This is a genomic window from Pseudarthrobacter sp. CC12, from assembly GCF_039907755.1.
Lineage (GTDB): Bacteria > Actinomycetota > Actinomycetes > Actinomycetales > Micrococcaceae > Arthrobacter > Arthrobacter niigatensis.
The window spans coordinates 18,981-37,908 of sequence record NZ_JARDJH010000012.1 but is presented as its reverse complement, the minus strand read 5'-3'; the positions used below and the strand labels follow the sequence as shown (position 1 = coordinate 37,908).

Below are 18,928 nucleotides of genomic sequence, written 5' to 3'. Positions count from 1 at the left end.
TGCCCGCACTCAACGAGGAGGTAGGCAAATGAGCGCCAACCAGACATTCAGCATCGCTTCAATCCCGGCCGACGGCGTGGGCAAGGAAGTGGTATCCGCCGGACGCCGCGTCCTGGACGCCCTGGCTGGAAACTCGAATGGAAAATTTGCGTTCGACTGGACCGAGTTCCCTTGGGGCAGCGAGTATTACGCCAGGACCGGCCAGATGATGGACCCCAAGGGCCTGGACGCCCTGAAGGACTTCGACGCCATCTACTTCGGCGCCGTCGGCTGGGAAAACGTCCCGGACCACATCAGCCTCTGGGGCCTGCGCCTGAACATCACCCAGAACTTCGACCAGTGGGCCAACATCCGCCCGGTGAAGTTCCTCCCCGGCGTGCAGTCCCCGCTCCGCAAGGCCGACACCACCGAACTGGACTGGGTGGTGGTCCGCGAGAACAGCGAGGGTGAATACGCCGGCCTCGGCGGCCGGAACCTCAGCGGGCGCGGCCCCGGCAACGAGGTGGCGCTGCAGACCGCGCTGTTCACCGAGAAGGGCTGCGAGCGCATCATGCGGTTCGCCTTCGACCTGGCCCGGACCCGGACCGTCAAGAAGGTTTCCTCGGTCACCAAGTCCAACGCGCAGCAGTACGGGATGGTCCTGTGGGACGAGGTCTTCCACCGCGTCGCCCTGGACTACCCGGATGTCCGGACCGAAAGCGTCCTGGTGGATGCCATGAGCGCCAAGTTCATCCTCAAGCCCGAGGACCTCTCCGTCGTCGTCGCCTCCAACCTGAACGCCGACATCCTCTCCGACCTCGGCTCGGCGCTGGCCGGCAGCCTGGGCCTGGCGGCCAGCGCCAACCTGAACCCGGAGCGCCGCTTCCCGTCAATGTTCGAACCCGTCCACGGCTCCGCACCGGACATCGCCGGCCAGGGCATCAGCAACCCGATCGGCGCGATCGCCAGCGCCGCCCTGATGCTGGACCACTTCGGCCTGCACGCGGAAGCCCGCCAGGTGGAAGCCGCCATCGAAGCGGCCACCGGCGCTGGCCACCTGACCCGCGATGTGGGGGGCAAGGCAAACACCGAGGACGTCACCGAAGCCATCATCAAGGCCCTGACGCTCACTCCGGCAGCGGTCTAGGCGCGCAGCAACCTCCGGCGCCGCCATCCGGTTGCCGATTCCAGGCACGGGGCGGCCGGTGAAGCAGTACCGCCGGCCGCCCCGTATCAACTTTCTTCAGAACATCCTCCAGCGACATTCCACAATGAGGTAGGAATCATGGACCACACCAGCACCGCCGCGGCTACAACAGCGGCCCCGAAAACCCGGTGGTACCGCCAGCTCTACTTTTGGGTACTGACGGCGATCGTCATCGGCATCCTGGTCGGCTGGCTTGCCCCGGCAACCGGTATCGCCATGGAACCGATCGGCACCACTTTCGTGAACGCGATGAAGATGCTCATCGGGCCCATCGTGTTCCTCACGATCGTCGGCGGCATCGCCAGCGTGGCGGACCTGAAGAAGGTGGGCATGACCGGGCTGAAGGCGCTGACCTACTTCCAGGTCGGCACCATCTGCGCCCTGGCATTCGGCCTGGTGGCCATCAACGTCTTCCGGCTCGGCGAAGGCGTGAACGCCGATCCCGGTGCCATCAAGACCTCGGACTCGGCCGCCAAGCTGATCGATGCGGGGCAGCACCAGGAATGGTGGCAGTTCATCACCAACATCATCCCCACCAGCGTGGTCCAGCCCTTCGTGGTTGGCGACATCCTGCAAATCATCTTCATTGCGGTGGTCTTCGGGATCGCCCTGAACGCCATGGGCAAGGTGGGCGCCCCGGTCCTGGACGGGGTGCAGCGACTGACCGGGGTCATGTTCAAGATCCTCGGCTTCATCATGAAGGCCGCGCCCCTGGGAGCCTTCGGCGCCATGGCCTTTGCCGTGGGCAAGTACGGCGTCTCATCGCTCAGCAGCATGGGCGGCCTGATCGCCCTGTTCTACGCCACATCCATCCTGTTCGTCGTGGTGGTGCTCGGCTCGGTCATGGCGTTCCTGAAGCTGAACATCTTCAGCATGATCCGGCACCTCAAGGAGGAGTACATGCTCATCCTCGGCACCTCCACCGCCGAGCCCGCCCTTCCCGGCCTGATGCGCAAGCTTGAGAATGCCGGTGTCAAGAAGGAAACGGTCGGCCTGGTGGTCCCCACCGGCTACAGCTTCAACCTGGACGGCGCCGCCATCTACCTGTCTTTGGCCGCCCTCTACATTGCCCAGGCCACCAACACCCACCTGAGCATTGGCCAGCAGCTGGGCCTGCTCGCGGTCATGCTGCTCACCTCCAAGGGTGCGGCAGGAGTCGCCGGCGGCGGCTTCATCGCCCTCACCGCCACCCTGGCCACCATCGGCACCATCCCCGCCGCCGGAATCATGCTGATCTTCGGCATTGACAAGTTCATGTCCGAATGCCGGGCCCTGGTCAACTTCACGGGCAACGCCGTGGCCACCCTGTTCATCGCCTGGTGGGACCGCACCCTCGACGCCGACCGTGTGCGCCGCGTCTTCGCCGGCGAAGCCGTGGACCCGCTTCCCGTCACGGCGCCGGGCCACCTCGAGGCCACCGACGGTTCAGGCGCCCAGCCCCACAAGGAGCCTGCCCTCCAGGAAGGCGCGACCGGCGTCGAGCCTTCCCTGCCTGCCCGCCACCCCGCCTACTCCGAAACGGCCTGACATGCCCGTCAACACCACCACGGTCCGTGCCCTGATCGCACCCGACAAATTCAAGGGCAGCCTCACCGCAGGCGAGGTGGCACAAGCCCTGGCGGCCGGGCTCCGGTCCACCGCCGGGGCCGCCGGGGCCATCGAATGCGAGCTGCTGCCGCTGGCCGACGGCGGGGACGGCAGCGTGGACGCCGCTGTCTCAGCCGGCTTCGCCCGGCACACCTGCTCCGTCACGGGCCCCACAGGGCAAAGGGTCCAGTCGTCCATCGCCTTCGACGGCGTCACAGCCGTCGTGGAAGTCGCCAACACCTGCGGGATCGCGCTCCTGGCGGACGGCTCCCTGGATGCCCTCAATGCATCCAGCCGCGGTTTCGGTGAGGCAGTCCGGTTCGCCCTGGGCCTGTCGCCCGCGCGGGTCGTGCTGGCCCTGGGCGGGAGCGCCAGCACGGACGGCGGCATGGGAATGCTGTCCGCCCTGGGATACGCCTTCCTCGCAGCCGACGGCACGGAACTGCCGGGGACCGGCCATGCACTCGGCAGCATCCACGCCGTCCGCGGTTCCCTCCTGCCAGGCCTGGCAGGGACGGAACTGGTGGTCGCCAGCGACGTCTCCAACCCCCTGACCGGGCCAGCCGGGGCAGCGGCCGTCTTCGGGCCGCAAAAAGGCGCCGGCCCGGCGGATGTCGCGGCCCTCGACGCCGGGCTGGAACACTTCGTTGGCAGGATGGCGGACGCAGGGTTTGGGGCCGCGGCCAGCCTGGCACGGCATGACGGAGCCGGCAGCGCCGGGGGAATCGGATTCGCCTGCCTGCTCCTGGGCGCGCGCCAGGTCTCCGGAGCGGACTTCTTCCTGGACCTGCTGGACTTCGATGCCCGCAAGGCCGGCTGCGACGTCGTCATTACGGGCGAAGGCAGCATCGATGCGCAGACCCTCGCCGGCAAACTGCCCGCCGCGGTGGCCCGCCGCTCCGGCACCCGCACCCTCATCGCCGTGGCCGGCCGCTCCCTGCTCCCCCGGGAACGCTGGGCGGACCTGTCCCTGGCGCAGGTCTACGCCCTGGCTGACTACACCAGCCGGGATTCCGCCAAGGACCCTCTACTGTCCGCAGCCCTGCTCACCCGGATCGGCCGCGACATCGGCCAGCAGATCGGGCAAGGCATCCGCCAGCCCGGCACGTTTGTCCCTTCCGCCGGCTCCGCCGGGCAGTAGCATCGGGAGAGGGAACACCGAATACTCCCTGCTCGCTTGGGTACCTGACCTTGGGCAAGGGGTCTTGGAGCATCCATGCCAGCACGGAAACGAGCAACGGAAAGAGGAGCTTATGCGGGAGCCGGGCACCAGCGAGCGTACTTCGGAAGCGGATGATTCCGCGCAGGCCAGCGTGGAAGTGGAAGAGGACGCGGCGGAGCCGTCACCGGACCTTGAGGTCACGTTCGACGAGCAGTTCTTCGCGGCCCGCCCCAAGGCCCTGCGTCCCATCGCGCGCCGGCGGCAGTTCGTGGGCAGCCGGCCATCCTTCGAATTCGACGGGCGTAACGCGGCATACGTGGAGTGGCTGCGGAACCAGGCCATGCTCGGTGACGCGAACACGCTGGCACGGCAGCTGTCCGGCCAGGCCAGCATGTGGCAGAACTCGTACGCGCACCCCAACCCGCGGGCCGCCGTCGAACGCGCCTCCGTATGGTTCACCGCCTACCCGCTGTCCTTCATCACCCGGACCGGCCAGTCATTCCTGTCCGCCCTTGGCGACCCCGAAATGTGGAAGGCGTTCCGCGAGATCGGGATCCGCGGGATCCACACCGGGCCCGTGAAGCTCGCCGGCGGCATCAGCGGCTGGTCCCACACGCCCAGCGTGGACGGGCACTTTGACCGCATCAGCATGGCGATCGACCCCGTCTTCGGCACCGAAGAAGAGTTCCGCAGCATGTGCGAGGTGGCCGCGGAGCACGACGGCACCGTCATTGACGACATCGTCCCCGGCCACACCGGAAAGGGCGCGGACTTCCGCCTGGCCGAGATGAACTTCCGCGATTACCCGGGGATCTACCACATGGTGGACATTCTCGAGGAGGACTGGAACCTGCTCCCGGACGTCCCGGAAGGCGCAGACTCGGTCAACCTCAGCCCCGACTCGGAGCAGGCGCTGCAGAAGGCCGGCTACATCATCGGCCGGCTGCAGCGGGTCATCTTCTACGAGCCCGGCGTCAAGGAAACCAACTGGAGTGCCACGCGGCCCATCGTGGACACCACCGGCAAGACCCGCCGCTGGGTCTACCTGCACTACTTCAAGGCCGGCCAGCCCTCCATTAACTGGCTTGACCCAACGTTCGCCGGGATGCGCCTGGTGGTGGGCGACGCCCTGCACTCGCTGGTGGACCTTGGCACGGGGGCGCTGCGCCTCGACGCCAACGGCTTCCTGGGCGTGGAGAAGAGCGCCGAAGAGCAGCCCGGCTGGTCCGAAGGCCACCCGTTGTCCGAGGCCGCCAACCAGCTCATCGGCTCCATGATCCGCAAGGTGGGCGGATTCTCCTTCCAGGAGCTGAACCTGACCATCGATGACATCAAGGCAACCTCGGAGGCGGGCCCGGACCTCTCCTACGACTTCATCACCCGGCCGGCGTACCACTACGCGCTGGTCACCGCCGATACCGAGTTCCTGCGGCTGACCCTCCGCCTGTCAATGGAAATCGGGGTGGACCAGGCCTCACTGGTGCACGCTTTGCAGAACCATGACGAACTCACCTACGAGCTGCTGCACTTCGCCGCCGGCCACCGGGAGGAGATGTTCGAGCTTAACGGCGAGGAACTCACGGGCGCCCAGCTGGCCGAGAATGTGCAGCAGACCCTGCGGGACCGGCTCACCGGCGAGAATGCGCCCTACAACGCCGTGTTCACCACCAACGGCATCGCCTGCACCACGGTCAGCTTCATCATGGCCGCCCTGGGGATCAAGGACCCGGCCGCCGTCACCCCGGAGCAGGAGGCGCAGATCCGGGATGTGCACCTGCTCCTGGCCATGTACAACGCCCTGCAGCCCGGCGTCTTTGCCCTGTCCGGCTGGGACCTCACCGGCATCCTGGCACTGGACCGCAGCAGCGTGGACGAGCTCACTTCACAGGGTGACACGCGCTGGATCAACCGCGGCGCCCACGACCTCATGGGAACCAGCCCGGACGCTACCAACTCATCGGCGGGAATGCCGAGGGCCCGCAGCCTGTACGGTTCACTGCCGGACCAGCTGCGGGACCAGGACTCATTCGCACGGCGGCTGCAGCGGATCCTCGCCGTGCGCGAGGAAAACGGGATCGCCACCGGCACCCTCCTGGACGTGCCCGACGTCTCCAACCGCGCCGCGCTGGTGCTGGTCAACCGGCTGAAGGACGGGGACCTGCAGGTCACCGCCCTGAACTTCTCCGGCCAGGACATCACCGGCAGCATCCAGTCCAACGAACTGCCGTCCGGCGCCAACGTCCAGGACCTGTTCAGTGGGGAGACCGTGGCGCAGGTGGACGACCTGCACAGCTTCTTCCTCGAGCTGCCTGCCTACGGCGGAACGGCCCTGCTGTTGACCGAGGCGCCCGAACCGGAGGCGGAGGCGTAAGAAGCCGCCGGATGGCGCCGGGCACCGCCCCGGCGCTACCCGGCGCTACCCGGCGATGGCGCCTGACAGCGTGGCTTCAATGATGGCAGGCGAGAGCACGTACTGGGTGACCAGCTGGCTTGCCCCGAGCACGGCGGCCTGGCTTCCGGCGCGGGAGACATTGATGCGCAGGTGGGAGGTGGCCAGTGGCGGCGAGCGCCGGTACACCACCTCGCGGATGCCGGCCACCAGGTGCTCTCCTGTTTCGCCCACGCTGCCGCCCACCACGATGACGGACGGATTGAGCAGGTTGACCACCGTGGCCAGTACCTCGCCGATGTCCCGGCCGGCCTGGCGCAGGGCCTGGATGGCCTGCAGGTTGCCGTCTGCGGCGAGCCGGAGCACGTCCGCGCCCCTGGCCACGTCCAGTCCCTGCTCCTTCAGGGAACGCACGACGGCGGGACCGGACGCCAGCGCCTCCAGGCACCCATAGTTTCCACAGGCGCAGAGGACATCCGCGCCCCGTCCCACCTGGACGTGGCCAAGGTCCCCCGCCGTGCCATTGGCCCCGCGCTGGAGTTGGCCGTTGCTGATAATGCCGGAACCGATGCCGGTGGCAACCTTCACGAAGAAGAAGTTGCTGTGTTCGGGCCAGTGCGCGGACTGCTCCCCGAGCGCCATGATGTTCACGTCGTTGTCCACCAGAACGTGGACGGGCAGGGACTGCTGGACGTAGCTGACCACGTCGAACCCGTCCCAGCCCGGCATGATGGGCGGCTTGACGGGCTTGCCGGTGTCATGTTCCACCGGCCCGGGCAGCCCGATGCCGATCCCGGCCAGTTCCGAAACGGTCCGTCCGGTGGACGCCAGCAGCTCCTTGCCCTGCGCCACCACCTGGTCCAGCACGGCTTCCGGCCCGTCGGCCACCTGCTGCGCCAGCCGGTGTTCGGCCAGGATGTTTCCGCCAAGATCCGTCAGGGCAACGATGACGTGCGTAGCGCCCACGTCCACGGCCAGCACCAGGCGGGCAGACGGGTTGAAGGCAAAGCGCGACGGCGGCCTGCCGCCGCTGGAGAGGGCTTCCCCTGCCGGGCCAACCAGGCCGGACAGCATAAGCGCATCGATCCGGGAGGCCACCGTGGAGCGGGCCAGCCCTGTGCTCAGGGCAAGCTCGGCGCGGGTGCGGGCCCTGCCGTCGCGGAGCAGTTGGAACAGGTCCCCGGCACGCGACAGGCTGCCGACGTCGGAGTCTTTTCCGGCCTGCCTGCCCGTCGTTGAAGTCATGTCTAAGTCATAACACTGTTACTTAGTGCTGTCACCACAGCAGAAGAATGACGCGAAACAAACAACTTTTGCTTGACGCGCGTCAAAAGTACATCTACGTTGTGATTCAGGGCACATTCGCGGTTTCGATGGCAACCATCCGCCGCGCCGATCCCTCCGGTACTCCAGAGTCCGCCTTACAAAGAGGTAATAGAACTTGTCCCACATCGAAGCGCCAGCAGAACGGCCCCTGGGCGTCGGCATCCTCGGCGCCGGGCCGGTCACCCAGGCCATCCACCTTCCGGCGCTGGCCCGGCTCCAGGACATCCTGGAAGTACGGCACATCATGGACGTGGACCCTGCGGTTGCCTCCTCGGTGGCAGCGCGCGTCGGTGCGGTCTCCAGCTCCGGCATGGACGAACTGCTGGGCGACCCCGGCGTGGACATCGTCGCCATCTGCAGCCCCCACCAGTTCCACGCGGACCAGGTCATCGCGGCGTGCCGCGCCGGCAAGAAGGCGGTCCTCTGCGAGAAGCCCTTCGCCATGAACGGCGAGGAGGCAGCCAGGATCGCGGACGCCAGCGCCGCGACGGGCGTGCCGATCGTGGTGGGAGCCATGCACACCTTCGATCCCGGCTGGCTGGCGGCGGAACAGAACTGGGGTGACCTCCCGGAGCGCGTCCACACCCTTCGCTCCTCGATCGTCCTGCCGCCGAATGCCCGCTTCGAAGACTTTGCCACCGAAATCATCACCCGCCCCGCCGCGGGCAACCCCGATTACTCGGACATCGGGGTCATCAAGGCCTTGATGCAGGGCGGGATCATGGGCCTGGCCATCCACGACCTCCCCCTGGTGCGCCGGTTCACCCCGGACTTCGGCGACATCGAGGTGCTCCAGGCGCGGCACGTGCGGCCCTCCGGCTACGCGGTTTCGCTCCGGACCCCCACCCGCGTGATTGAACTGCGCGCAGTCATGAACAGCACCTGGAAGCCGGAGTGGACCTTCGAGGCCATCGCCGACGACTCTGCGCTCCACATCGACTTCACGCCGTCCTACGTCCAGGCCGGGTCCGCTGTGGCCACCTTCTCCCGCGACGGCCAGGCCACCAGCTACGGCCCCTACGGCCACAACGGCTACGAAGGCGAGTGGCGCCGCCTTGCCGAACTGGCCCGCGGAACCCGCCAGGCCCCCTCCGCCCAAACTTTGATCGATGACCTCACGTTTGCGCTTGCCATCTCCGAGGCCACCGTGCAGAACGTTGCCGCGGGACAAGCGGCCGCCGACAAGGCAGGAGCCAACGCATGAGCGCCTACACAGTGGCAGCAACGCCCCGGGCCGGGGAAGCAGGGGCAGTAGCTTCGGCGGTTGCGTCCCTGCCGGCAACCTTCGGCCCCGCGGCGCAGGACCGCGCGGCTGACGTTGCAGTAATCGCCGGCGAAGCGGGCTGGACCACCGAGGCCGTCCGGGCCATCAGGTCCGGGTCGCGCGGCATCCTTGTGGTGGATCCCGTCCCGGAGGGAACCACGCAGCTGGCGGACGCCGCCCGGGCCGCCGGTGCCGCCGTCGTCCTCGATCTCCACTGGGCCTCCAACCCTGCGCTGATCAACGAAAGCGGCAATCCCGACGCCCGTGATGCCGTACGCGGCGGCCTGGGCACGGCGTCCCTGATGGACAGCGTGGCGACGGCGGCTCCGGGCACGGACATCCAGCGCCTCCTGGCGCGGCACTTTGCCGCCGTGCTGGCCGTCAGCGGACCGCTGTACGGCGCCGAAGTCCTCCGCAGCGATGCCAGCGGCTACACGGTCAGCGCACGCCTGGCCAACGGCGCACCGTTCACCGCGCAGGGCGTACTCACCGGCGCCCGCCCGGCCGGCGTCGACATCCACCTCTACACGGCCGACGGCGGGGTGGCCGTCCGGGTGCCGGAACCGGACGCCGCGTGGCCCGCCGAAGTCAGGGCCACCGGGGCCCACGGCGAACTTTTGCTTCCAACCCTGTACGAATCCGCCCACCGTGCGGCGTGGCGGCGGCTGAAGACCCATCTCAGCGCCGGCACCCTCCCGGCCGACCTGCCCGGGTTCGCCCGGCTGACCGACCTCTACGCAACCCTCGCTGCCACGTAACCAGCCCACCGATACGCAACCGAACAGCAGTCCAGTCCCACCTCCACTCTCAACGATGAGCAGGACCGCACCAACGGCGCACAGCGCAAGACGGTCCCGAAAGGACACACATCATGAACGCAACTCCCGAACAGCGCCGCTCCTTCTCACGGCGCGGCTTCCTGGGCCTGACGGCTGCCGCAGCCTCCGTACCCCTGCTCGCTGCCTGCGGCGGCGGCTCGGCATCGCAGGGAGGCGGCGGGGGCGGGGCCGGCGGCACCGTGAAGTTCTGGGACATGCCCTGGGCAACACCGGCCTACAACGATGCCGCCAAGGGCATCGCGGAAGGTTTCTCCGGTGCCAATGGCGCCAAGGCGAGCTACCAGATCATCCAGTGGAACAACTTCTACCAGACCTTCTCCTCCGCGATTGCCTCCAAGACGGGCCCGGCTGTGTCCACAGGCGGCGGCTTCCAGGCATTCCAGTTCGAGCAGCAGGGCCAGATCGCCTACGCGGACAAGGTGATCGAGAAGCTGAAGGCCAACGGCCAGTTCGATGACTTCCTGCCCGGCGTGCTGGACCCCTTCAAGTCGGACAAGGGCTACGTGGCGGTCCCGTGGCAGCTGGACATGCGCGTCTTCTGGTACCGCAAGTCCCTGTTCGAGAAAGCCAATGTTGCGCTCCCCACCGACTGGCCGTCGCTGCTGGAAGCGGGCAAGGCCCTAAAGAAGGTGGGCGCGTTCGGCTTCACCACCGGCGCAGGCGCGGGCAACAACTATGCCAACCACTCCATGATCATGATGATGGTCAACAACGGCGGCGGCGTCTGGAACAAGGACGGCGAGCTGGACCTGATGAATGACCGCAACGTCGAGGCCATGGAATTCGTCCTGGAGCTCGTCTCCAATGGCATCGTCGACCCGGCCGCGGTCAGCTACACCACGGACAACATGTCCGCCCAGTGGAAGGACGGCAAGGCCGGCTACGGCCTGTTCCAGGTGAACGTCCCGCAGCGCGTGGGCGACACCTCCGGCGACCTGCTGGTGGCTGACCCCATCAAGGGCCCGCACGGCGACAAGGCCACCATCGTCTTCCCGAACAACATCATGATGTACACCAACACACCGTCGCAGGACGCCTCGGAGGAGTTCCTGGTGTACTACCTGGGCCAGCTCAAGCAGCTGTGGCAGAAGAAGCTGATGTCCGCCCTCCCGGTCTTCAAGTCCATCACCGAGATTCCGGAATTCGCCAACGACCCCAACAACGTCAAGATCGTCAAGGACTGGCAGCCCATCGCCAAGACCTTCGCCGCCCAGGGCAGCAGGCTCAACGCCAACCTCGCCGCACTCGACGGCGGCCAGGCCCTGAACCAGTTCAGCCAGACCATCATCACCGGCAAGGCCGACGCCAAGACCGCCCTGCAGACCTTCCAGTCCGGCCTCGAGTCCGTCCTGAAGAAGTAAGCGCCCGTCATGTCCTCCACCACTGCACAATCCGGCCTCGCCCGGGCCCGCCGCGGGCTTGCCCCCGGCGGGTCCGGGGCCGCCCCCGGCAAACGCAAGAGCAAACTCTCGGCCCAGGCCACCAGGACCTTCTTCTGGCTCCTGCTCCCCTCCGTGGTCCTCCTTGTCCTGATCCACGGCTACCCGCTGATCTATGCCGCGGTCCAGGCGACGCACGACGGCGACCTGCTCCAGACCGGCAACTTCGTCGGCGTCCAGAACTTCACCACCGTCCTGACCTCGCCGGCGTTCTGGAAAGCCGCCCAGTTCACCCTCTGGTTCACCATCGTCGGCGTGTTCGGATCCTGGCTCGTGGGCCTGGGCCTCGCCCTGCTCCTGCGCACCAAGATCCCCGCCGGCAATACGTTCAAGGTCCTGCTGCTCCTGCCCTGGGTGGTGCCGATCGTGGTGTCCTCCACCGCCTGGAACTGGCTGGTGGCCACCCCGGACAGCCTGATCCCGTCGCTGTTCCGGAACCTCGGCCTGGGCACCCCGCTCTTCCTGGCCGACCCCACCCTGGCCTCCATCACCGTGATGGTCTTCAAAGTCTGGGTCAGCTTCCCGTTCATGATGATGATGATCTCGGCCGCCCTGGCGTCCGTGGACACCACCGTCTACGAGGCCGCCAGCATGGACGGCGCCAGCCGCTGGCAGCAATTCACCCAGATCACCCTGCCGCTGATCGCCCGCTCCACCTACATCAGCTGGATCCTGATGACCATCTTCTGCGTCAACGACTTCCCCACCATCTACCTGCTCACCGGCGGCGGCCCGGTCAACGCCACCACCTCCCTGGTGGTCCTGGCCTACCGCACCGTGTTCCAGGACTTCGCCACCGGCCCCGGCGTGGCCATCGCCTTCCTCATGACCATGACCCTGGTGGTCATCTCGGTCATCCTGTACCGCCAGATCCGAAAGTCGAGTGTCGAATAATGAGCGCAGCAGTCCACGCCCATCCCCAGTCCGGCCCGGCCCTCGGCGTCGGCCAGGCAGGCAACACCCGCCGGGTACTCTCCGAAGCCGGCCAACGCGGCCGCTGGTGGCGGTTCATCGCCATCCTCATCATCACCGCGATCGTGCTGGTGCCCATCATGGTCACCATCGTGCTCGCCTTCACCCCTGGCCCCAACAGCACCGCCACCGGCCTGACCTTCGAGAACCTCAGCAACGTCTTCTCCAAGACCCTTGCCGCCACGTGGCTGAAGAACAGCCTGGTCACCACCCTCTCCACCGTGGTGGTGTCGGTGGCGGTGGCCGCACCCGCCGGCTACGTCCTCTCCCGCGGCCGGTCCAAGGCCGTCTCCGGCTACTCCCTGCTCCTGTTCGTCATGCAGTCACTGCCCATCATCACCTCGGTGGTGCCGCTGTTCATCCTGTTCGCCGGGATGGGCCTGGTGGACAACCTCCTGGGCCTGACCATCATCTACGTCGGTTCCACCATGACGGTGGCCACCTGGATGATGGCCGCGTACTTCGACTCCATCCCCATCAGCCTCGAGGAAGCGTCCTGGATCGACGGTTGCTCCGTCTTCGGATCCTTCACCAAAGTGGTCCTCCGGAACTCCCTCCCCGGCGTCCTCTCCACCGCCATCTTCGCCTTCCTCCTGGCCTGGAACGACTACCTCGTGGCCATCGTCTTCCTCCGCTCCAACGAAATCTTCACCCTTCCCATGGGCGTGCAGTCGTTCTTCCAGCAAAACGCGACAGACTGGACGTCAGTCATGGCCTTGGCCGTGGTCATGATGCTCCCGCCCGTCATCGTGTTCGCCGCCCTGAACAAATACTTCAGCGTCGGTGGCATCGGCGGCTCCCTCGCGGGCCGCTGACCCCAACCCCAACGACCTCTACAAAACCGCTAAGGAAACCCATGTCCTACTCACTGCAGCTTTATACGCTCCGCAACGCCATCTCCGAGGACCTGCCCGGCACGATCAAGAAGGTTGCCGATATTGGCTACACCCAGGTTGAGCCCTACAACTTCGTGGCCACGGCCAAGGAACTCGGCGCAGCCCTGAAAGAGAACGGCCTCACCGCGCCGTCCGGCCACGCCCCGCTGATGAGCCAGGACCAGGACGAGATCTTCACCGCGGCCAAGGAACTGGGCATCAGCACGGTCATTGACCCGTTCCTGCCCGCCGAGCACTGGCAGAAGGCCGAAGACATCCAAGCCACCGCCGAAAAGCTCAACCAGGCTGCCAGGAAGGGGGCCGGGTACGGCATCCGGGTGGGCTACCACAACCACGCCTGGGAGCTGGAGTCCATCATAGACGGCCGCACCGCGCTGGAATACTTCGAATCCCTGCTGGACCCGGAACTCGTCCTCGAAGTGGACACGTACTGGGTAGCCGTTGGCGGCCAGGACCCGGTGGACATCCTGGCAAAGTTGGGTGACCGGGTGAAGTTCATCCACATCAAGGACGGCCCCCTCACCAGGGACAACAAGGCCCAGCAGCCGGCAGGCCAGGGCAAAGTGCCGGTCATGGACGTGATCGCCGCGGCCACGTCGCTGGAAGTGGGAGTCGTGGAATTCGACGACTACGCCGGTGACATCTTCGATGGCATCGCCCAGAGCCTTGCTTTCCTGAACAGCAACACCGCAGCCGAGGGGGCCAACGCATGAGCACCCCCGCAGCAAAATCTCCCCGCAAGGGCCCGGTGGGCGTCGGCGTGATCGGCGCCGGCGTGATCAGCAAGCAGTACCTGGACAACCTCACGGCGTTCCCGGACCTGAAGGTCCACGTCATCGCAGACCTCTTCGAGGAAGCCGCCGAGGCGCGGGCCAAGGAGTACGGCGTCCCCGAGTGGGGCGGGGTGGAGAAGGCCCTGAACCATCCCGACGTCGAAATCATCGTCAACCTCACCATCCCGGCAGCACACGTGGAGGTGGCCACCGCCGCCGTCAACGCAGGAAAGCACGTCTGGACCGAGAAGCCCTTCTCCCTGGACCGCGAGTCCGGGCTCGGCCTGCTCAAGACGGCGGACACCGCCGGTATCCGCCTGGGCTGTGCCCCGGACACCTTCCTCGGCGCCGGCATCCAGACCGCCCTGCGCCTGATCCAGCGCGGCGACATCGGCACCCCGCTGACGGCGATGACCACCTTCCAGACCCCCGGCCCGGAGTCCTGGCACCCCAACCCGGCCTTCCTCTTCCAGCACGGCGCCGGCCCGCTGTTCGACATGGGCCCGTACTACCTCACCAACCTGGTCCAGGCCTTCGGCTCCATCCGCAAGGTGGCCGCCGTCGGGTCCAAGGCCAAGGATGTCCGCGTGATCGGTTCCGGCCCCAAGGCGGGCGAGGAATTCACGGTCGAGGTGCCCACCCACGTCTCGGCCATGGCGCAGTTCGAGTCCGGCGCCTCCTCGCACAGCGTCTTCTCCTTCGAGTCCCCCCGGACCCGGATGGGCTTCGTGGAGATCACGGGCACCGAAGCGACCCTGTCGCTGCCGGATCCCAACTACTTCACCGGCGACATCAAGCTCTGGCGTGCCGGCGACGAGGACTGGACCACCGTTCCGGCCACCGGGCCCGCCAACGGCCGCGGCATGGGCGTCCTGGACATGGCACGGTCCATCCGCGCCGGCGTCCCGCACCGCGCCACCGGCGACCTGGCGTACCACGTGCTGGACACCATGGTTTCCATCAGTGAGTCCATCGACTCCGGCACGTTCATCGACGTCGAAAGCTCCGCCCCGGCATCCTCCGCCATCCCGGAGGACTGGGCTCCGGAAACCGCCACCCTCTGACAGGCAGCAGGAACGCATCATGAGCACACCCGCATACCCTTCCGATTCCACGCCCTCCCGTCCCCTGGGGGTGGCCGCGATCGGTTACGCCTTCATGGGCAAGGCGCATTCCAACGCGTGGCGGAATGTGGCCAGCTTCTTCGACGTCCCGGCCTTCGAGCAGAAGGTCCTCGTGGGCCGGGACGCGGACGCCGTGGCCGAGGCCGCTGCCAGGTACGGGTGGGCCGAATCGGCAACGGACTGGCGCACCGTGATCGAACGGGACGACATCGACATCGTAGACATCTGCGCCCCCGGCTGGATGCACGCGGAAATCGCGGTCGCCGCCCTGGCGGCGGGCAAGCACGTCCTGGTGGAAAAGCCCCTGGCCAACACCCTGGCCGAGGCCGAACTCATGACCGCCGCGGCGGCCAAGGCCCGGGCCAGGGGCGTGCAGTCGATGATCGGCTTTAACTACCGCCGGGTCCCGGCGCTGGCCCTGGCCAGGGAGCTGATCGCGGAAGGCCGGCTGGGCACGGTCCGGCACGTCCGCGCGGCGTACCTGCAGGACTGGCTCGCCGATGCCCAGGCGCCCATGACGTGGCGGCTGCGGAAGGAAACCGCCGGGTCAGGCGCGCTCGGGGACATCGCCTCCCACGCCATCGACCAGGTTCTGTTCCTCCTGGGCGGCGAGGTCAACGAGGTCACCGGCCGGCTCAACACCTTCGTGGACCGCCGCCCCGGCGAGAACGGCCTGGAGGACGTCACGGTCGACGACGCCGCCTGGGCCACGCTGTCCCTCGCCTCGGGGGCCATCGCCTCTGTCGAGGTTTCCCGGGTGGCCACAGGACGGAAGAACAGCCTCCAGATCGAGGTCTACGGCGACAAAGGCAGCCTGCTGTTCGACCTCGAAAACCTCAACGAACTGGGCTTCCTGGACGCCACCCTCCCCGTCCGTGAGCAGGGCTTCCGCCGCATCCTGGTCAACGAACCCGAGCACCCGTACATCGAAGCCTGGTGGCCCCAGGGCCACATCATCGGCTGGGAACACACCTTCACCCACCAGGTCCGCGACTTCCTGCTGGCGGTCCGGGACGGAACCCAGCCGTCGCCGTCGTTCGAGGAAGGCCTCAACGTCCAGCACATCCTCAGTGCCGTGGAGGAATCCGCAGCCAACAAGAGCACGCTCACCGTAGTCCGCCGCTAGGGCGCCACCGCGCGCCAGCCAGCCACCAGCCAAGGAGATCCATGTCCCGCCCGTTCACCCTGTTTACCGGCCAGTGGGCCGACCTGCCCTTCGAAGAAGTCGCGAAACTGGCTTCCGGCTGGGGCTACGACGGCCTGGAAATCGCCGTCTCCGGAGACCACCTGGACGCCTGGCGCTGGGATGAACCCGGCTACGTGGACTCCAAGCTGGAAATCCTTGACAAGTACAACCTCAAGGTCTGGGCCATCTCCAACCACCTCAAAGGCCAGGCCGTCTGCGATGACCCCATCGACTTCCGCCACCAGGCCATCGTCGGATCCAAAGTCTGGGGCGACGGCGACCCCGAAGGCGTCCGCCAACGCGCCGCCGAGGAAATGAAACACACCGCCCGGCTCGCCAAAGCACTCGGCGTGGACACCGTAGTCGGGTTCACCGGCTCCGCCATCTGGCAGTACGTCGCCATGTTCCCGCCCGTCCCGGAAAAAGTCATCGACGCCGGCTACCAGGACTTCGCGGACCGCTGGAACCCCATCCTGGACGTCTTCGACGAACAAGGCGTCCGGTTCGCCCACGAAGTCCACCCCTCCGAGATCGCCTACGACTACTGGACCACCGTCCGCACCCTCGAGGCGATCGGCCACCGCGAAGCATTCGGCCTGAACTGGGACCCCTCGCACATGATGTGGCAGGGCATCGACCCCGTCTCCTTCATCTGGGACTTCAAAGACCGGATCTACCACGTGGACTGCAAGGACACCAAGATCCGCCAGACCGGCCGCAACACCGTCCTTGGCTCCCACCTGCCCTGGGGCGACCCGCGCCGCGGCTGGGACTTCGTCTCCGCCGGACGCGGCGACGTCCCCTGGGAAGCCTCCTTCCGGGCGCTGGCCGCCATCGGCTACGACGGCCCCATCAGCATCGAATGGGAAGACGCCGGGATGGACCGCCTCCACGGCGCCCCCGAAGCCCTCGCCGCCCTGAAGAAGTACGACTTCCCGGCCTCCCAGACCAGCTTCGACGCGGCCTTCAGCAGCAAGGACTGACCCGGTGCGCGGGCTGTGGCCGGGGCAGCAGTGCGAGGTGTGGATCGCCTCCGCCACGGGAGCATTGGACCTTGCATACTCCACGGGGAATATGCTTCTCGAGGCGCCCAACTGGTCCCTCGACGGATCATCGCTGATCCTCAACGGGGACGGCAAACTGTGGCGCCTGGGCCTGGCGGACGGGTCCCTCGCCGAGGTCCCGGTGACCGGCGTTCCTGCCCTGAACAACGACCACGTCCTGGCCCCGGACGGGAAAACAATCTACGTGTCCGCGGATGACGGGCACATCTACCGGGCGCCCCTTGCGGGCGGACCGGCCACCAGGGTGACCAGCGACGACGGGTCCTTCCACTTCCTGCACGGCGTCAGCCCGGACGGCAGTGAGCTCGCTTATGTCGGAATCGAGGCGGGAGACTTTACCCGGGCCGGCCGGCTGGTGACCATGCCGTCCGACGGCGGTGCGGCTGCCGCCGTCGACGTCGGGCCGGGCCACTGCGACGGTCCCGAGTACTCGCCCGACGGGAAATGGCTGTACCTGAACACGGAATCCTTCAGCACCGTTCCCGGCCACGCCCAGCTGGCCCGCGTCCGACCGGACGGCAGCCAATTCGAACAGCTCCTGGCGAGCGGCACGGTGGACTGGTTCCCGCATCTCTCCCCGGACGGCAGCCTGGCCAGCTACGTTCGCTTTCCCGCCGGAACGCAAGGCCACCCCGCGGACCTGCCGGTCGACGTCGTCCTTGTCGCCACGGACGACTGGGCCACCCCGCTGCAGACCTGGCCGGTCTCCGGCGGCCAGGGCACCCTCAACGTCAACAGCTGGTCGCCTGCCTCCGACCGCTTCGCCTGCGTGGCATACCCGGGTCGGGAGCAGCCGGCAGCGGAGCCTGAAGCCCGCCGCCACCCGGGCCACTAAGGCGCCTGGGCGGACCCGCGGTCCAGGACAACGTCGTACGCTTCCACCCGGCGGTCCGTTACCGTCGTAGGCGATTCCAGATGCACTGCCCCGGAGGGCAGGATGCCCGCGCCGCCATACCGCTCCATCACCTGCCATTGCGCCACCACGTCCTCCCCGGCGTGCCCGGCCGGAAGGCTGCTCCAAAAACGGAACCCACCGGCGTCGACCAGCAACTGCCTGCGGTAGAGCACGCAGCCACCCAGCCACGCCACGTGGTACGGCACCCACTCGCCCGGTTCCAGGGAAAGGTCAGCGCCGAGGTGGCTGAGGTTCGCCGCGTTGTGCAGCGGCCAGCGATCGAACCCCGGACCTTCCGGGCGGATCCGTTCGGGAGTCACCGGCCCGTCCCATGCCTCGAAGGGTGCCGTCTGATCGGGCCTGCGGTCAGCCAGGAAGGATAGACCCTGCGGCGCCATGCCCACGAAACCGCAGCCAAGCTCTTCCAGGGCCCGGCTCAGCACGTCCAGTGCGCCGGGTTCAAGCCAGACGTCGTCGTCCAGGAACAGGCACTGGCCGGCGGTGGACTGCTCCAGCAGGTACTGCCGGTGTTCGGCGAGCCCACGCCGCGGAAGGTGGCGCAGCAGCGTGACGGGGCGGCCCTGCGCCTCGAGTACCCGCACCATGGCTGCGGCGGCCGGGTGTTCCCAGGCGGGTTGGCCCGCTGACTGGTCGCTCACCACGACGGCGAACGCCGGGTCCTCCTGGCCGGCAAGTCCGGCGAGGGTGACGGCGAGCTCGGCCGGCCGGTTGCAGGTAGGCACCAGGACATCCACTGCCGCCCCATCCCGCTGGTCCGTGGGCCGCGCCCACTGCCCTGAAGATCTCCTGCCCACGGTCCACCTTC

General features: G+C 67.5%; 16 protein-coding genes. 14 read left to right on the top strand and 2 right to left on the bottom strand.

The genetic code is table 11. The annotated features are described in order from the left end of the window. Positions 1–28 precede the first annotated feature (28 nt). The 4 genes from PV772_RS10765 (at position 29) to treS (ending at position 6,306) form a co-directional block, all read left to right on the top strand. Positions 29–1,126 carry a tartrate dehydrogenase gene (locus PV772_RS10765; RefSeq protein WP_141158627.1) on the top strand — a complete coding sequence of 366 codons (1,098 nt, stop codon included), beginning with the start codon at positions 29–31 and terminating at the stop codon, positions 1,124–1,126. A gap of 138 nt (positions 1,127–1,264) precedes the next feature. After that, positions 1,265–2,713 (top strand): C4-dicarboxylate transporter DctA, encoded by a 1,449-nt coding sequence (dctA, locus tag PV772_RS10760; protein ID WP_347886120.1) that lies wholly within the window; start codon positions 1,265–1,267, stop codon positions 2,711–2,713. 1 nt (position 2,714) lies between these two features. Then, positions 2,715–3,914, top strand: a complete 1,200-nt coding sequence (locus PV772_RS10755) for a glycerate kinase (protein ID WP_347886119.1) — start codon at positions 2,715–2,717, stop codon at positions 3,912–3,914. Between the two features lie 112 nt (positions 3,915–4,026). Further along, positions 4,027–6,306, top strand: coding sequence for a maltose alpha-D-glucosyltransferase (gene treS, locus PV772_RS10750; RefSeq protein WP_347886118.1), 2,280 nt, complete (start codon positions 4,027–4,029; stop codon positions 6,304–6,306). A gap of 45 nt (positions 6,307–6,351) precedes the next feature. On the opposite strand, the gene PV772_RS10745 is transcribed toward treS, so the two are convergent. Continuing rightward, entirely contained in the window at positions 6,352–7,569 is a 1,218-nt protein-coding gene (locus tag PV772_RS10745; RefSeq protein ID WP_141158630.1) for an ROK family transcriptional regulator, read from the bottom strand. Positions 7,570–7,774: 205 nt separating this feature from the next. Between PV772_RS10745 and PV772_RS10740 the strand changes: the two genes are divergently transcribed. The 10 genes from PV772_RS10740 to PV772_RS10695 all read left to right on the top strand — a co-directional run bounded on the left by PV772_RS10740 (position 7,775) and on the right by PV772_RS10695 (position 18,042). Continuing rightward, positions 7,775–8,854, top strand: a complete 1,080-nt coding sequence (locus tag PV772_RS10740) for a Gfo/Idh/MocA family oxidoreductase (RefSeq protein ID WP_347886158.1) — start codon at positions 7,775–7,777, stop codon at positions 8,852–8,854. Next, positions 8,851–9,672, top strand: coding sequence for a hypothetical protein (locus PV772_RS10735; protein WP_141182972.1), 822 nt, complete (start codon positions 8,851–8,853; stop codon positions 9,670–9,672). The genes PV772_RS10740 and PV772_RS10735 overlap by 4 nt, the downstream gene beginning before the upstream one ends. A gap of 113 nt (positions 9,673–9,785) precedes the next feature. Beyond that, entirely contained in the window at positions 9,786–11,114 is a 1,329-nt protein-coding gene (locus PV772_RS10730; protein WP_141182971.1) for an extracellular solute-binding protein, read from the top strand. A gap of 9 nt (positions 11,115–11,123) precedes the next feature. Next, positions 11,124–12,086, top strand: coding sequence for a sugar ABC transporter permease (locus PV772_RS10725; protein WP_141158633.1), 963 nt, complete (start codon positions 11,124–11,126; stop codon positions 12,084–12,086). Then, positions 12,086–12,979, top strand: coding sequence for a carbohydrate ABC transporter permease (locus PV772_RS10720; RefSeq protein ID WP_018762699.1), 894 nt, complete (start codon positions 12,086–12,088; stop codon positions 12,977–12,979). Before PV772_RS10725 ends, PV772_RS10720 begins: the two co-directional genes overlap by 1 nt. A 41-nt stretch (positions 12,980–13,020) precedes the next feature. After that, on the top strand, positions 13,021–13,773 hold the full coding sequence (locus PV772_RS10715) for a sugar phosphate isomerase/epimerase (protein ID WP_141182970.1): 753 nt from the start codon (positions 13,021–13,023) through the stop codon (positions 13,771–13,773). Beyond that, positions 13,770–14,897: a Gfo/Idh/MocA family oxidoreductase gene (locus tag PV772_RS10710; RefSeq protein WP_347886117.1), complete on the top strand. Its 1,128-nt coding sequence runs from the start codon at positions 13,770–13,772 to the stop codon at positions 14,895–14,897. Before PV772_RS10715 ends, PV772_RS10710 begins: the two co-directional genes overlap by 4 nt. A 19-nt stretch (positions 14,898–14,916) precedes the next feature. Then, entirely contained in the window at positions 14,917–16,083 is a 1,167-nt protein-coding gene (locus PV772_RS10705) for a Gfo/Idh/MocA family oxidoreductase (RefSeq protein ID WP_347886116.1), read from the top strand. A gap of 41 nt (positions 16,084–16,124) precedes the next feature. After that, entirely contained in the window at positions 16,125–17,126 is a 1,002-nt protein-coding gene (locus PV772_RS10700) for a sugar phosphate isomerase/epimerase (RefSeq protein ID WP_141182967.1), read from the top strand. Between the two features lie 4 nt (positions 17,127–17,130). Continuing rightward, complete coding sequence (locus PV772_RS10695; RefSeq protein WP_347886115.1) at positions 17,131–18,042, top strand: biopolymer transporter Tol; 912 nt, start codon at positions 17,131–17,133, stop codon at positions 18,040–18,042. Here the strand turns inward: PV772_RS10695 and PV772_RS10690 are convergent. Beyond that, positions 18,039–18,917, bottom strand: coding sequence for a glycosyltransferase family A protein (locus tag PV772_RS10690; RefSeq protein WP_347886114.1), 879 nt, complete (start codon positions 18,915–18,917; stop codon positions 18,039–18,041). The genes PV772_RS10695 and PV772_RS10690 overlap by 4 nt on opposite strands. Positions 18,918–18,928 lie beyond the last annotated feature (11 nt).